Source organism: Rhodanobacter sp. AS-Z3, assembly GCF_029224025.1.
Classification (GTDB): Bacteria; Pseudomonadota; Gammaproteobacteria; order Xanthomonadales; family Rhodanobacteraceae; genus Rhodanobacter.
Genome location: NZ_CP119392.1, coordinates 517,246 through 532,652, shown reverse-complemented (window position 1 = coordinate 532,652; position 15,407 = coordinate 517,246). Strand labels below are relative to the sequence as shown.

Annotated in this window: 8 protein-coding genes; 5 read left to right on the top strand and 3 right to left on the bottom strand. The window is 63.2% G+C overall.

Annotated elements, in window-relative coordinates; all coding sequences use genetic code 11:
• Nucleotides 1-156 precede the first annotated feature (156 nt).
• Complete coding sequence (locus PY254_RS02280) at nucleotides 157-417, top strand: GlsB/YeaQ/YmgE family stress response membrane protein (protein ID WP_281013871.1); 261 nt, start codon at nucleotides 157-159, stop codon at nucleotides 415-417.
• A gap of 97 nt (nucleotides 418-514) precedes the next feature.
• Here PY254_RS02280 and PY254_RS02275 read toward each other — a convergent pair whose 3' ends face one another.
• Together PY254_RS02275 and PY254_RS02270 are read right to left on the bottom strand one after the other, a co-directional pair.
• The gene (locus PY254_RS02275) at nucleotides 515-1,093 is read right to left on the bottom strand and encodes an acetate uptake transporter (RefSeq protein WP_281013870.1); all 579 of its coding nucleotides are present in this window, start codon (nucleotides 1,091-1,093) and stop codon (nucleotides 515-517) included.
• A gap of 54 nt (nucleotides 1,094-1,147) precedes the next feature.
• Nucleotides 1,148-2,515, bottom strand: coding sequence for a hypothetical protein (locus tag PY254_RS02270; protein ID WP_281013869.1), 1,368 nt, complete (start codon nucleotides 2,513-2,515; stop codon nucleotides 1,148-1,150).
• Nucleotides 2,516-2,731: 216 nt separating this feature from the next.
• Between PY254_RS02270 and acs the strand changes: the two genes are divergently transcribed.
• The 4 genes from acs (at nucleotide 2,732) to PY254_RS02250 (ending at nucleotide 11,836) form a co-directional block, all read left to right on the top strand.
• Nucleotides 2,732-4,672, top strand: coding sequence for an acetate--CoA ligase (gene acs, locus PY254_RS02265; protein ID WP_281013868.1), 1,941 nt, complete (start codon nucleotides 2,732-2,734; stop codon nucleotides 4,670-4,672).
• Nucleotides 4,673-4,800: 128 nt separating this feature from the next.
• On the top strand, nucleotides 4,801-5,472 hold the full coding sequence (locus PY254_RS02260; RefSeq protein ID WP_281013867.1) for a response regulator transcription factor: 672 nt from the start codon (nucleotides 4,801-4,803) through the stop codon (nucleotides 5,470-5,472).
• 189 nt (nucleotides 5,473-5,661) lie between these two features.
• On the top strand, nucleotides 5,662-10,365 hold the full coding sequence (locus PY254_RS02255) for a glutamate synthase-related protein (RefSeq protein WP_281013865.1): 4,704 nt from the start codon (nucleotides 5,662-5,664) through the stop codon (nucleotides 10,363-10,365).
• A 16-nt stretch (nucleotides 10,366-10,381) separates the two neighbouring features.
• On the top strand, nucleotides 10,382-11,836 hold the full coding sequence (locus tag PY254_RS02250; RefSeq protein WP_281013864.1) for a glutamate synthase subunit beta: 1,455 nt from the start codon (nucleotides 10,382-10,384) through the stop codon (nucleotides 11,834-11,836).
• Between the two features lie 15 nt (nucleotides 11,837-11,851).
• On the opposite strand, the gene PY254_RS02245 is transcribed toward PY254_RS02250, so the two are convergent.
• Nucleotides 11,852-15,328 carry a hybrid sensor histidine kinase/response regulator gene (locus PY254_RS02245; protein ID WP_281013863.1) on the bottom strand — a complete coding sequence of 1,159 codons (3,477 nt, stop codon included), beginning with the start codon at nucleotides 15,326-15,328 and terminating at the stop codon, nucleotides 11,852-11,854.
• Nucleotides 15,329-15,407: the final 79 nt, after the last annotated feature.

Below are 15,407 nucleotides of genomic sequence, written 5' to 3'. Positions count from 1 at the left end.
GGCATTCCTGTCGTCCGTGCCGCTTGAGGGTCGCTGCCAGCATAGCCGAGCGCGCCGGCGTCACAATCCCTGCACAGAGTTTCGTTGAGGCTTGCTTGGCTTGGCGCGAATCATCGCGTCATCTTTCCGCTGTTCCGACCCTGCCAGGAGTTCGTGATGACTGCTACCGGCCTGCTCATTTTTCTATTGATAGGCGCGATCGCCGGCTGGCTGGCCGGGCTGATCGTTCGCGGATTTGGTTTTGGCCTGCTCGGCAATATCGTTGTCGGCATCATCGGCGCGTTTCTCGCCGGCTGGCTGTTGCCGGTGCTCGGGGTCGGCTTCAACCTGGGTAGTCCGATCGTCACCAGCATCGTCTACGCGATGATTGGTGCCGTGGTGCTGCTGGTGCTGATCGGCTTGATCAGACGCGCCTGACGCTTACGCGTTGCCAGACAAAAACGCAGCGGCTCACGCCGCTGCGTTTTTTTGTGTCCTGTCGACACGCACGGATCACGTACGCAAACCCATGCCTTTACGTACCGCGTGGCGCGCCCACCGGCAGCACCGTGCGCTGCCGTGATTCGTTGATCACTTCGGCAGCCGACAGGTAGAACGCCAGCACCGCGGTGAGCAAGCCGGCGTAGCCACCGGCGACACGCAGTGCCGCCATGCCGGTCCATTCACCCGCCGCCAAAAGGAAGAAGGTGATCCACAACACCAGGAATACCCACTGCAATGCGCGCGGGGAACGCCACGTAGCCAGCCACATGTAGAACGTGAACACGCCCCACAAGCACAGATACCAGCCAACAAAGGCGGGCGGTACCTTGTCGTGCAGGAACAGTACAAACAACGCAAACGACCACCAGAAGGCGCCGTAGCTCAGGAAAGCCGTGCTGCCAAACGTGTTGCCGCGCGGCAATTCCATCACGCCGGCAATCATCTGCACGGTTCCGCCGTAGGCCATGGCGACGGCCAGCACCATATTCATGGCGTCACCGCTGAACCAGCCGGCGTTGATCATGCTGAGTAACCACGTAGTCAGGGCAAACCCCGCCAGCCCCAGCGGTGCCGGATTGGCAAATTTCGGCTGTGTTTCGACGTTGCTCATGGGCAAATCTCCCGTGGTGAATGATTCCGACCGGATGTATGGCGACGTGCTGGATCAGAAGTGGTAAAGCGCGCTGATGCTTAGCTGACTACCGGTGGTACTTTTGCGATCAATCCCGTTGCTGGTCGAGTCGAGTGTGTCGCGCAGCCACTCGATGCCCAGTTCGTAGGAACCCGCGGCGTATTGCAGGCTCAACGCGGTCTGGCTATTGCGCAGCAGACCGGTCGCGCCGTTGCCGAGCCAGTCGACCACGTCGTTCTTGTCCGGCTTGTTCCAGGCGTGGAGGACATACAAGCTCCAGTTCGGCGTGAAGCGGTAACCTGCCTGTGCGTAGCCGCCGGTTTCCTGGATGTCGCCGAATTGCGACATGGCACCAAAGATCTGCCCGAGGCCCTTGCCCGTATAGGCCACGCCTTTGAAGGTCCACGGTCCGGGCTTCCACTGCGCACCGACTTCGTAACCCGCGCTGGTGACTGCGGACTTCACCGGCGTGGCTGCACTGCCGCCTACGCCGCGCAAATCAACCTGGCTGTAATGCGCGGAGAAATATGCCAGCCAGTTCTTGTCCTGCACATGCAGGCGTGCCTCAAGCTGCGGGCGGACGCCCGCGCTGCCGGCAGTCAGGTAGTTGAGGTTGTTGCCCGGGCCGCTCCAGCTGCCTTCGAACACGCCCACGTCCAGTCGCCACTGCGCGCCAGTGCTGCCGTGATTGAGGTCCTGCATGACCACCAGTCCAGGGAAGCGCCAGCCGATCACGCCCGAGCCGTAGCCCAGCGGAAAAGCGATATGCGCCAGCGAGGTGGCCGAGTTGTCGATCGGAAACATCAGGTCCCACTGCTCGCCGATGCGCACCGTGGTGCCGCTCTCGGCGTTGGTCAGTTCCATATAGGCCTGGCGCAGACGCGGCGTCGGCTGTTGCTGGCTATAGGCGCCGGTGCCGTTGAAGCCGCCAAAGAAGTCCATCTCGATACGGCCGCCGCCGGTCCAGTTGCCGGCAAACTGCGCCCCTTTGAAATCGAGCCAGAAGCGGGTGTTGCGCACGTCGACGCCACTGAGTGAGCCCTTGGAGCCGGGTGTTGGATACGACGCATTCTGGCCGTTGCCGTAGGAGAAGCTTTTGTCCTGACTGAAGGCGCTGGCGCTGATGAAACCGTGCAAGGCCACGGATACGCCGGGTGCGCTGCTGAATATCGGCGTCACCGGTGCGGGAGTGGCGACGACCTGCGGCAACGGAGCGGGCGCCGGCTTCTGCGCCTGCACCATCGCCTTGAGCTCGTTCAATTGCTGCTCAAGTTGCGCCACGCGCTGCTCGAGCTGCTGCTCCCGCGTATCACTTTGCGCATGGCCGGTGAGTGGAAGCATCAGCGCGCAGGCAATGCTCAGGGCAAGCGCGGTACCGCGGTTGGTGTGTCGCGTTTTCATGCGTGCGTCTCCCCGCGTCGATGACAGGTCGAGCATGCGCATGCTGCAATGCGCGCGGCTATTCGCCATTGGTCGAGATTCGACCAAAGTCGAACATGGCTGACGCCGCTACCGTTCTCTTGATCGGGCTACACTCAAAATTCGCGCTTGATCAGGCGCTGACGCCTGTCGCGAGAATTCCGTCGCCCGCCGCGACAACATTTGCAGGAGCCCGTCATGTCCAAGCTCTACCCGGTCGATCCTTCGTTTGCCGCCGCCGCACGCTTGCGCCACGACGACTACACCCGCCTGTATGCCGAGTCGGTCAGCGATCAGGAAGGTTTCTGGGCACGCATCGGCCAGCGCCTGGACTGGATCAAGCCACCGACGAAGATCAAGGACGTCTCGTTCGATCCGAAAGACCTGCACATCCGCTGGTACGAAGATGGCGAACTCAACGTCAGTGCGAATTGCCTCGACCGTCATCTGGCCACGCGCGGCGACAAGGTGGCGATCATTTTCGAAGGCGACGACCCCAGGGACTCGCGCCGGATCACTTACCGCGAGCTGCATGGCGAAGTATGCAAATTCGCCAATACGCTGAAGCACCTTGGCGTGGTCAAAGGCGATCGCATTGCGATTTACCTACCGATGATTCCCGAGGCCGCCGTGGCGATGCTGGCCTGTGCCCGGCTCGGCGCCATCCATTCGGTGGTGTTCGGCGGCTTCTCGCCGGATTCACTGGCCGGGCGCATTGCCGACTCGCAGGCCAAGGTGGTGATCACCGCCGATGAAGGTCTGCGCGCGGGCAAGCACATCCCGCTGAAGGTCAACGTGGACGCCGCGCTGGAGCGCCCGGGTACCAACAGCGTGGAGACGGTGATCGTGGTTCGCCATACCGGCGGTGCAGTGAACATGCAGTCGCCGCGTGATCGGTATTACCACACGCTGATGGAAGGCCAATCCACCGATTGTGCACCGACTCCCGTCGAAGCGGAGCACCCGCTGTTCGTGTTGTATACCTCCGGCTCCACCGGCAAGCCGAAGGGCGTGCAGCACAGCACCGGCGGTTACCTGGTCTTCGTCAGCTATACCCATGAGCAAGTGTTCGACCTGCGCGAGGACGATGTCTACTGGTGCACCGCCGACGTGGGCTGGGTCACCGGCCACAGCTACGTGGTGTACGGCCCGCTGTGCAATGGCGGAACCACGGTGATGTTCGAGGGTGTACCGAACTACCCGGACTTCAGCCGTTTCTGGAACGTGATCGACAAGCACAAGGTAACGATCTTCTACACCGCACCTACCGCCATCCGTGCGCTGATGCGCGAGGGCGAGGAGCCGGTGAAGAAGACCTCGCGTGCGTCGTTGCGCCTGCTCGGTTCGGTCGGCGAGCCGATCAATCCCGAAGCATGGGAGTGGTACAACCGCGTGGTCGGCGAGAACCGCTGCCCGATCGTCGACACCTGGTGGCAGACCGAAACCGGCGGCATCCTGATCTCGCCGCTGCCCGGCTCGATAGCGACCAAGCCTGGTTCCGCCACGCTGCCGTTCTTCGGCATCAAGCCCGCCATCGTCAACGCCGACGGTGAAGTAAAGGACGGCGTCGCCGAAGGCAACCTGTTGATCACCGACTCCTGGCCCGGTCAGGTACGCACCATCTACGGTGACCACCAGCGTTTCATCGAAACCTATTTCAGCGCCTATCCGGGCAACTACTTCACCGGCGACGGCGCGCGTCGCGACGAGGACGGCTACTACTGGATCACCGGTCGCGTCGACGACGTGATCAACGTCTCCGGCCATCGACTCGGCACGGCCGAAGTGGAAAGCGCGCTGGTCTCGCATCCGAAAGTGGCCGAGGCTGCGGTGGTCGGTTGCCCGCACGACATCAAGGGTCAGGGCATCTACGCCTATGTCACCCTGGTGGCGGGGGAGACCGGCAACGACGAGTTGCGCAAGGAACTGATCGCCTGGGTACGCAAGGAAATCGGACCGATCGCCACGCCCGACTACCTGCAGTGGGCACCCGGCCTGCCGAAGACCCGCTCGGGGAAAATCATGCGTCGCATCCTGCGCAAGATCGGCGAGAACCTGCCCGACCAGCTCGGCGACATCACCACGTTGGCTGATCCATCCGTGGTGAAGAGCCTGGTGGACGACCGGTTGATCAAATGAAAAACAGGGGAATGGGGAATGGGGAACGGGGAACGGGGAACCGGGGCAAACAGCGCTGCCACAACCGGCGCGGCACGCATCGCTTTTGTTACACGTTCCCCGTTCCCCACTCTCCGCGCCGGATCGCCATGCCCGACATCCTGATCGCCGATGACCACCCACTGTTCCGCGACGCGCTGACACGCGCCGTGCTGACAGCGGTGCCGCAGGCACGCGTGCACGGTGCGGACAGCGTGCATGCACTGCTCGCCTTGATCGAACAATTCCCCGAGGCCGAACTGCTGCTGCTCGATCTGCACATGCCCGGCGCCCGGGGCTATTCGGCGCTGGTCCATATTCGCGGACACTATCCGGGCCTGCCGATCATGGTGGTGTCCGGCCATGAGGAAGCCCAGGTGGCTCGGCGGGCACTGGCACATGGCGCTTCAGCGTATGTGCCCAAATCCACCGCAGGCGAGGACATCGTGGCGGCGATCCACAGCGTGCTCGACGGTGATGTCTGGCTGCCGCAAACGCTACTCGGCGGCTCCGATGCGCTGAAGCCGGACGAAGCCGCCGCTGCCGCCCGGATCGCCACGCTCACCCAACAACAATTTCGCGTGATGACGATGATCGCCGAGGGCCTGCTGAACAAGCAGATCGCGTGGGAACTGAGCGTTTCCGAGGCGACCATCAAGGCACACATGACTGCGATCATGCGCAAGCTCGGAGTCAACAACCGCACCCAGGTCGCGCTTGCGGCCAGCCAGCTGGCCGTGGATCAGGAAGCCATACCAGTGCTGCCGTCGACCGAGAACTGACCTGCCCGACACGGCCCAACGGCCCGCCGTTGCAGCACACGAAGCCGAACTTCCATCCATCTGCAGCAATTCAACGACCATACCAATTGGCCGTCCATCCCTATAGACGTCCAATTGCGCAAATATCCCTTGCGCTTTTGTTGCATCGCACTATAGTCGATAGCAAACCATGCTCGTGGAGGGGTGTCAATGGATCAGCCGCAGGCTCAGGGTCTTTACGACCCACGCAACGAACATGACGCCTGTGGCGTGGGCTTTGTCGCCCACATCAAGGGTCGGAAAAGCCATGCGATCATCGAGCAGGGTCTGCTGATTTTGCGCAACCTTGATCATCGCGGCGCGGTCGGCGCCGATGCGTTGATGGGCGATGGCGCCGGCATCCTGATCCAGATTCCCGACCAGTTCTACCGCGAGGAAATGGCCGCGCAGGACATCGTGTTGCCGTCGCCGGGGGAATACGGCGTCGGCATGGTGTTCCTGCCGCGCGAGCAGGCATCGCGGCTGGCGTGTCAGCAGGAACTCGAACGCGCGGTGAAGGCCGAAGGCCAACTGGTGCTGGGCTGGCGCGATGTGCGCGTCGACGCCAACATGCCGATGTCGCCCACCGTGCGTGGTCGCGAGCCGGTGATCCGGCAGATCTTCATCGGGCGCGGCGCCGACGTGATGGTGCCGGACGCGCTGGAGCGCAAGCTGTACGTAATCCGCAAGACCTCCAGTCATGCAATCCGCGCGCTCGGCCTGAAGTACGGCAAGGAATATTTCGTGCCGTCGATGTCCACGCGCACCGTGGTCTACAAGGGCCTGCTGCTGGCCGGCCAGGTCGGTCAGTACTACCTCGACCTCGCCGACCCGCGCACCGTGTCGGCGCTGGCGATGGTGCATCAGCGCTTCTCCACCAACACCTTCCCGGCCTGGGAACTGGCCCACCCTTACCGGATGATCGCGCACAACGGCGAGATCAACACGGTCAAGGGCAACGTCAACTGGATCAATGCGCGTACCGGTGCGATCTCCTCGCCGGTACTCGGTGATGACCTCGGCAAGTTGTGGCCGCTGATCTATCCCGGCCAGTCCGACACCGCCTCGTTCGACAACTGTCTCGAACTGCTGACGATGGCCGGCTACTCGCTGTCGCACGCGATGATGATGATGATTCCCGAGGCGTGGGAACGTCATACCTTGATGGACGACAACCATCGCGCGTTCTACGAATACCACGCGGCGATGATGGAGCCGTGGGACGGTCCTGCCGCGATTACCTTCACCGATGGACGGCAGGTCGGCGCCACGCTCGACCGCAACGGCCTGCGCCCCGCGCGTTTCATTATCACCGATGACGATCTGGTGATACTCGCGTCCGAGGCAGGCGTGCTGCCGGTGGCCGAATCACGCATCGTCAAGAAGTGGCGACTGCAGCCGGGCAAGATGTTGCTGATCGACATGGAAGCGGGCCGCATCATCGACGACAAGGAGTTGAAGGACCAGCTCGCCAACGCCAAGCCGTACAAGCAGTGGATTGAACACATCCGGATCAAGCTGGACGCGCTGCCGGAGCCGCGCGCCGAAGCGCGTCTCGGTGATGATCTGCTCGATCGCCAGCAGGCGTTCGGTTACACCCAGGAAGACCTGAAATTCCAGCTGCTGCCGATGGCACTCGACGGCCAGGAGGCCATCGGTGCGATGGGCAACGACTCGCCACTGGCGGTGCTGTCCGATCGCGACAAGCCGCTGTACAACTATTTCCGCCAGTTGTTTGCGCAGGTCACCAACCCGTCGATTGATCCGATCCGCGAGCAACTGGTGATGTCGCTGGTGTCTTTCATCGGACCCAAGCCGAACCTGCTCGACATCAACAACATCAACCCGCCGCTGCGACTGGAAGTGCAGCAGCCGATCCTGGATTTCGCCGAGATGGCGAAGATCCGCAAGATCGGTCGCTACTCCAAAGGCAAGTTCCGCAGCTTCGAGCTGGACATCACCTACCCCGCCGCGTGGGGCAAGCAAGGCATCGAGGCACGGCTGGCCTCGCTGTGCGCGCAAGCGGTGGACGCGATCCGTCAGGGTCACAACATTCTGATCGTTTCCGATCGCCATGCGGATCGTGAGCGCGTGGCGATTCCCGCACTGCTCGCCACTTCAGCCGTCCATCTGCATCTGGTCAACCGCGGCCTGCGCACCAGCACCGGCCTGGTGGTGGAAACCGGCTCGGCGCGCGAAGTACATCACTTTGCCCTGCTGGCCGGTTACGGCGCCGAGGCGATCCATCCGTATCTGGCGATGGAAGTGCTGGCACAGCAGTTTGCCGCCAGCCCGGGCGGCATCAGTGCCGACAAGGCGATCCACAACTACATCAAGGCGATCGACAAAGGCTTGCAGAAAGTGATGTCCAAGATGGGCATCTCCACCTACATGTCCTACACCGGTGCACAGATCTTCGAGGCGGTAGGCCTCAGCCGCGAACTGGTGGATGGCTACTTCACCGGCACCACCTCGAATATCGAGGGCATCGGGCTGTTCGAAGTGGCCGAGGAAGCCTTGCGTCAACATCAGGCGGCCTACAGCGATGACCCGGTGCTGGCCGATGCGCTCGACGTGGGCGGGGAATACGCATGGCGCACGCGTGGTGAGGAACACATGTGGACGCCGGACACGATCGCCAAGCTGCAGCATGCGACGCGCGCCAACAACAGCGGCACGTACAAGGAATACGCGCAGTTGATCAACGACCAGACCCGCCGTCACATGACGCTGCGTGGCCTGTTCGAGTTCCGCCTCGACGCGTCCGCTGCCATTCCAATCGAGGAAGTCGAGCCGGCCAAGGAGATCGTCAAGCGCTTTGCCACCGGCGCGATGTCGCTCGGTTCGATCTCCACCGAAGCGCATGCCACGTTGGCGGTGGCGATGAACCGCATTGGCGGCAAATCGAACACCGGCGAGGGCGGTGAGGACGAAGCACGCTATCGCAACGAACTGCGCGGTATCGCGATCAAGCCCGGCGACACCCTGGCCAGCGTGATCGGTGCGGAGAACATCGAGAGCGACATTCCGCTGGAAGCCGGCGACTCGTTGCGTTCGCGCATCAAGCAGGTGGCGTCCGGCCGCTTTGGTGTGACGGCGGCCTATCTGGTCTCGGCCGATCAAATCCAGATCAAGGTTTCGCAAGGCGCCAAGCCGGGTGAAGGCGGCCAGCTGCCGGGTCACAAGGTGTCCGAGTACATCGCCCGGCTTCGCTTTTCGGTGCCCGGTGTGGGGCTGATTTCGCCACCGCCGCATCACGACATCTATTCGATCGAGGATCTGGCCCAGCTCATCCACGACCTGAAGAACTGCAATCCGCAGGCTTCGATCTCGGTGAAGCTGGTATCCGAAATCGGTGTGGGCACGGTTGCCGCAGGCGTGGCCAAATCCAAGGCTGACCACGTGGTGATCGCCGGCCATGACGGCGGCACCGGCGCTTCACCTTGGTCGTCGATCAAACACGCCGGCACGCCGTGGGAACTCGGCCTGGCCGAGACGCAACAGACCTTGGTGCTGAACCGTCTGCGCGGACGCATCCGCGTGCAGGCAGACGGCCAGATGAAGACCGGCCGCGACGTGGTGATTGGCGCGCTGCTCGGTGCCGACGAATTCGGCTTCGCTACCGCGCCACTGGTGGTGGAGGGCTGCATCATGATGCGCAAGTGCCACCTCAACACCTGTCCCGTTGGCGTTGCCACGCAGGACCCGGTGCTGCGCAAGAAGTTTGCCGGCAAGCCCGAACACGTGGTGAATTTCTTCTTCTTCGTCGCCGAGGAAGCACGCCAGATCATGGCGCAGCTGGGTATCCGCAAGTTCGATGATCTGGTCGGCCGCGCCGACCTGCTCGACATGCGCCAGGGCGTCGCGCACTGGAAGGCCCGCGGGCTGGATTTCTCACGCGTGTTCCATCGCCCTGACGTGCCCGCCGAGGTTGCCCGACGCCATGTGGAGTCACAGGATCACGGCCTGCAAAAAGGCGGCAAAGCGCTCGATCATGTACTGATCGACAAGGCCCGCGCCGCGCTGGAGCAGGGCGAGAAGACCAGCTTCATGCTCAACGTGCGCAATGTGAACCGCACCGTCGGCACCATGTTGTCGGGCGAGGTGGCGCGACGTTACGGCCATGCAGGCCTGCCCGACGACACCATCCACATACTGCTCGACGGCGTGGCCGGACAGAGCTTCGGCGCGTTCCTGGCGCGCGGCATCACGCTGGACCTGGTCGGCGAAGGCAACGATTACGTCGGCAAAGGGCTGTCTGGCGGTCGCATCATCGTGCGCTCGCCGAATGACTTCCACGGCTTCGGTCCGGAACACATCATCGCGGGCAACACCGTGCTGTACGGCGCGACGGAAGGCGAGGCGCACTTCAACGGCGTAGCCGGCGAGCGCTTCGCCGTGCGCAACTCGGGTGCCAGCGCCGTCGTCGAAGGTGTCGGCGATCACGGTTGTGAATACATGACAGGCGGCACCGTCGTGGTGCTGGGCGAAACCGGCCGCAACTTCGCCGCCGGCATGTCCGGCGGCGTGGCCTATGTTTACGACCCGCACGGCAGCTTCGAGCGCAAATGCAACCTCGACATGGTGGCGCTGGAACCGGTGCTGTCCACGATGGAACAGCAGGTACGCGTTCCGCCGCAGCAATGGCATGCGATCACACGTGGCGGCGCGCCTGCCACCGACGAGGCGATCCTGCGTCAGCTGATCGAAGCGCACTTCCGCTACACCGGCAGCTTCCGCGCCAAGGACATCCTGCACGACTGGCAGAGTGCGCGCGCGCGCTTCGTGAAAGTGATGCCGCATGAATATCGGCGTGCATTGAGCGAAGCGGGCCGCGACAGCGTGCCGGCATCCACCGAGAAGGCGACGGCCTGAGGCCAGGAGAAAACAGATGGGCAAGATCACCGGCTTTCTCGACTATCCACGCCTCAGCGAAACCAGCGAGGCGCCAACCCAGCGCAAGAAGCACTACCGCGAATTCACTCGTCAGCTCAGCGATGCCGACGCGGTGACGCAGGCGGCGCGTTGCATGGATTGCGGCATTCCGTTTTGCCACAACGGCTGTCCGGTCAACAACATCATTCCGGACTTCAACGAACTGGTGTACCAGCAGGACTGGAAGCGTGCGCTCGATGTGTTGCAGTCGACCAACAACTTCCCCGAGTTCACCGGACGCATTTGTCCCGCGCCCTGCGAATCGGCGTGCACGCTGAACATCAACAGCGATGCGGTGGGCATCAAGTCGATCGAGCACAAGATCATCGACAAGGGCTGGGAAGAAGGCTGGGTCACGCCGCAGCCGCCCGCGCAGGCGACCGGCAAGACGGTGGCGATCGTGGGCTCCGGGCCGGCCGGTCTGGCTGCCGCGCAGCAACTGGCGCGCGCAGGACATGCGGTAACCGTGTTCGAAAAGAATGACCGCATCGGGGGACTGTTGCGCTACGGCATCCCGGATTTCAAGCTGGACAAGATGCTGATCGATCGCCGCGTCGAACAATTGCGTGGCGAGGGCGTGCAGTTTCGCACCAGTGTGTTTGTGGGCGATGCGAACGCCGCTTCGGCGTATGGCAAGGTCGAGACGATCACGCCGGAGCAGTTGCAGCAGGACTTCGACGCGGTGGTAATCGCCGGCGGTGCTGAAGCGCCGCGCGATCTGCCGGTACCGGGACGCGAACTGAAAGGCGTCCATTTCGCCATGGACTTCCTGCCACAGCAAAACAAGGTAGTGGCCGGTGATCGACTCGACCGGCAGCTCCTCGCCACCGCTAAGAACGTGGTGGTGATTGGCGGCGGCGATACCGGCTCCGATTGTGTGGGCACCTCCAATCGCCACGGCGCGGCGTCGGTAACCCAGTTCGAATTGCTGCCGCAGCCGCCGGCACAGGAGAACAAGCCGATGGTGTGGCCGTACTGGCCGATTCGCCTGCGCACGTCCAGCTCACACGAAGAAGGTTGCCAGCGCGATTGGTCGGTGGCCACCAAAAGTTTCAATGACGACGGCGACGGGAACGTGCGCAGTCTTACCTGCGTGCGGCTGGAATGGACTGGCGGCAAGATGACCGAAGTCGCCGATAGCGAGTTCGAGATTCCCGCCACGCTGGTGCTGCTGGCGATGGGCTTCGTTTCCCCTCTACAGCACGTGCTTGATGCGTTTGGTGTGGACAAGGACGCACGTGGCAACGCCAAGGCCGACACAGCGGATTACCGCACCAGCGTCGACAAGGTGTTTGCCGCCGGTGACATGCGCCGCGGACAATCGCTGGTGGTGTGGGCTATCCGCGAGGGCCGGCAATGCGCACGTGCGGTGGACGAATATCTGATGGGCGACTCCCGCCTGCCACGCTGAACGGGTCGGCTGGCACTAATCGGGTTGGCTTTGCTGGCCGCGCAGCGGCGCCGCCAGCAAGGCACGCAGGGCCGCTGGCTTCACCGGCTTTTGCAGTACCGGGTAGCCGAGCGCACGCGCGCGTTGCTTCAGTTCGCTGCTGCCATCGGCGGTAATGATCGCAACCGGTGGCAGCTCGCCGAGCTCCTCGCGCAGCTGCTGCAGCGCCTGCAATCCATCAACATCATCGGCCAGATGGTAGTCGACAAGGATCAGATCGATCGCACCTCGCGCCAATTCCACTCGAGCCTGTGCCACGTCCAACACCGTACGGCAGTCGACGCCCCAGCGTCCAAGCAGCGCGCGCATGCCTTCGAGAATCGATGCATCGTTGTCCAGGCACAACACGGTGAGCGGTAACGGTGAGTCGGGACCGTTGCGTGCCGGCCTGCCGTCGCGTGCCGGTACCGCTTCGTTGCGCAATACGGTGACCGCAAAGCAGCTGCCGTGATGCACGCGCGATTGCAGATCGAGACGATGACCGAGAATGCCGGCCAGCCGGTCGCAGATCGACAAGCCCAGCCCGAGGCCTTTCTCACCCCACGGCGAGGGCTGCTCCAACCGCTGGAACTCATCGAAGATACACGCTCGCTGCTCGGCGGCAATGCCAGGGCCCGAATCCCACACTTCAATGCGCACCTCGTCACCGACCCGGCGCGCGCCCAGCAGCACGCCGCCGTGGTGGGTATAGCGCAGTGCGTTTGATAGAAAGTTCTGCAGAATCCGCCGCAACAATTGCGGGTCACTGCGCACCGCCAGCCGCGTCGGAACCACTCGCAGGCGCAGACCCCGTTGTTCCGCCACCACGCCGAATTGCGCGGTCAGCGAGTCGAACAACTCAGCCAGCGCAAAGCCCACTACCTCGGGGCGATAGCTGCCAGTGTCCAGGCGCGAGGTATCAAGCAACGCATCGATCAGATCTTCGGCGGCGCGGAAGGACGCATCAATGCGCTCGGCCAACTGGCCAGCGTCGGCGTCCAACCCGGGATGCTGGCGCAACGCCGAGGTGAACAAACGTGCGGCATTCAACGGCTGCAGCAAGTCATGGCTGGCAGCAGCGACGAAGCGTGTCTTGGAGATATTTGCTGCCTCCGCCGCGCGCCGCGCCTGCGCGGTGGCAACCAAGGCCTCGGATAGTTCGGCAGTGCGCTGCTCCACCCGGAGTTCGAGCGTTTCATTGGCTTCGCGCAACGCCAGTTCGGCGTTCTTGTAGGCAGTCACGTCAGTATACGTGGTGACGTAGCCTCCACCCGGCAGTGCGCGGCCGCGCATCTCGATCACCGTGCCGTCCGGACGGATGCGCTGGAATAGATGCGATGATCCGGCGCGCATGTGCTCGATACGCCTGACCACATGGCCGTCCACTTCGCCCGGGCCACATTCACCCAGTTCGGCATTCCGGCGGATCAGCTCGGCGACTGGCACGCCGACATGCACCAGGCCCTCCGGGTAGTCGAACAGTTCCAGATAGCGCCGATTCCACGCGACCAGATGCATGTTCGCATCGACCACGCTGATGCCTTGTGAGACGTTCTCCAGCGTGGTCGACAACAAGTCGCGATTGAAGCGCAACTCCTGCGAGGCTTCGTCCAGCAACGCCATCGACTCGGCAAGGTCCAGCCCACGACCTGACAACGCGCTGATCAGGATGCGACGTGCGTTGGCCGCACCCACCGCTGCGGCCAGCAGACGTTCGGTGTACTGGATCAGGGCGCGATCGGCAGCAGCCGTCGGCGACAGCAACTTGCCGTTGCGATGCGCATATTCCTCGAACGCTCGCGTGCTGCTGCGTTCGCCGACGATGCGCTCCGCAATCGTGCGCAAGTCAGCCACCACCACGCGACCGCGCCAGTCGCCGGCGCCGCCGCGGCTGGAAGGATCAGGCTCGATGAACATTGCCGCGTGCAGGCGTTCTTCGAGGCTTGGCCGGTAACGCAGCGAGAAGAAAACCAGGCAAGCCACGTTGATCAACAGCGACCAGAACGCACCGTGCATCACCGGTTCCCAACCGCCGAGATGGAACAGTGCCTGCGGGCGCAACCAGTCCCAGCCGAACGGCCCGTACTGCAGCCAGCCATCCGAGTGGATCAGCGCCGGCAGCAACAAGGTGTAGAACCATACCGTGGCACCCGCCGCGAGGCCGATCATCACACCGCGCCGACTGGCGCCGCGCCAATAGATGGCCGCGATCAGTGCCGGCGCAAATTGCGCCACCGCGGCGAACGCAAGCAGACCGGTGGCAGCCAGGTTTTCGGCGTTGGCGGCGACCCGATAGTACGCATAGGCCATGACGGCCAGCAGGATGATCGCCACCCGGCGCACGCCAAGCACCAGCTGCGAAAGATCGCTGCGCTGTTCCAGTCGGAAGCGACGGATGCGCAACAGGGCAGGCATCACCAGATCGTTGCTGATCATCGTGGACAGCGCCACGGCCGCGACGATGACCATGCCGGTCGCTGCCGAGAAGCCACCGAGAAAAGCGAGCAAAGCGATGGTTCGATCGCCATACGCCATCGGCAACGTCAGTACCCACGCATCGGCTGCGCCATCTCTCACCAATGGCATATGCGCGCCTGCGGCCACAATCGGCAGCACCGCGATGCTGACAATGACCAGATACAACGGCACCATCCAGCGCGCGCGCGAAAGATCGCCCGCGTCCTCGCACTCCACCATGCCGATCTGGAATTGGCGCGGAAGGCAGAACATCGCAAGAAAAGCCAACAACGTATGACCAATAAATCCGGGCGAGAGACCATGGCTCAACTGGGTCACCGGCAGCTGCGCGGTAACGGCGAGACCCGGACCGCGCCATAGCGCATAACCTGCGAGCGCGACAAATACGAATAGCTTGATCAGCGACTCCAGCGCAATCGCCAGCATCAAGCCATGGTGATGTTCGGTGGCGTCGATACTGCGCGTGCCAAACAGAATCGCAAACAGCGCCAGCAAGGCCGCGCACCACATCGCGCTATCGATGCCACCGGCCTTCACCGCACCCATTGCCGTGCCACCAAGCACGCCATAGGACATCGCCACGGCCTTGAACTGCAGGGCGATATACGGCACCACCGCAATGACCGCGATCACCGCCACCAGGGCAGCGAGTCCATGGGATTTGCCGAAGCGCGCACCGATGAAGTCGGCGATTGAAGTGATGTTGCGCTGCCTGACTACACGCACCAACCGGCGCAGCAGCCCGAAGCCGAAGACGAACAACAGAATCGGACCCAGATAGATGGGCAGGTAGGCCAGGCCGTCGCGCGCCGCCGTGCCCACCGCGCCATAGAGCGTCCACGATGAGCAGTACACCGCCAGCGCGAGGCTGTAGACGATCGGACGCAGGCGCGGCTGGCGCGGATACAACGGCCGACGGTCGCCGGCGTAGGCCACGACAAACAACAGGCCGACGTACAGCAACGAGACCAGCAGCAACAGCCAACCCTGGATCAAGCCCTGTTCTCCCCGGCAGGCCTGCATCGCCCGCGTATCCCGACGGTTGCGTGCTTGTATGCCAACGACGCGGCCGGCA

Bases quoted from the DNA above. Each gene is read 5' to 3' on its own strand.
- PY254_RS02270 (WP_281013869.1), bottom strand. From the start codon at position 2,515: ATGAAAACGCGACACACCAACCGCGGTACCGCGCTTGCCCTGAGCATT.
- PY254_RS02260 (WP_281013867.1), top strand. From the start codon at position 4,801: ATGCCCGACATCCTGATCGCCGATGACCACCCACTGTTCCGCGACGCG.
- PY254_RS02250 (WP_281013864.1), top strand. From the start codon at position 10,382: ATGGGCAAGATCACCGGCTTTCTCGACTATCCACGCCTCAGCGAAACC.
- PY254_RS02255 (WP_281013865.1), top strand. From the start codon at position 5,662: ATGGATCAGCCGCAGGCTCAGGGTCTTTACGACCCACGCAACGAACAT.
- PY254_RS02275 (WP_281013870.1), bottom strand. From the start codon at position 1,093: ATGAGCAACGTCGAAACACAGCCGAAATTTGCCAATCCGGCACCGCTG.
- acs (WP_281013868.1), top strand. From the start codon at position 2,732: ATGTCCAAGCTCTACCCGGTCGATCCTTCGTTTGCCGCCGCCGCACGC.
- PY254_RS02280 (WP_281013871.1), top strand. From the start codon at position 157: ATGACTGCTACCGGCCTGCTCATTTTTCTATTGATAGGCGCGATCGCC.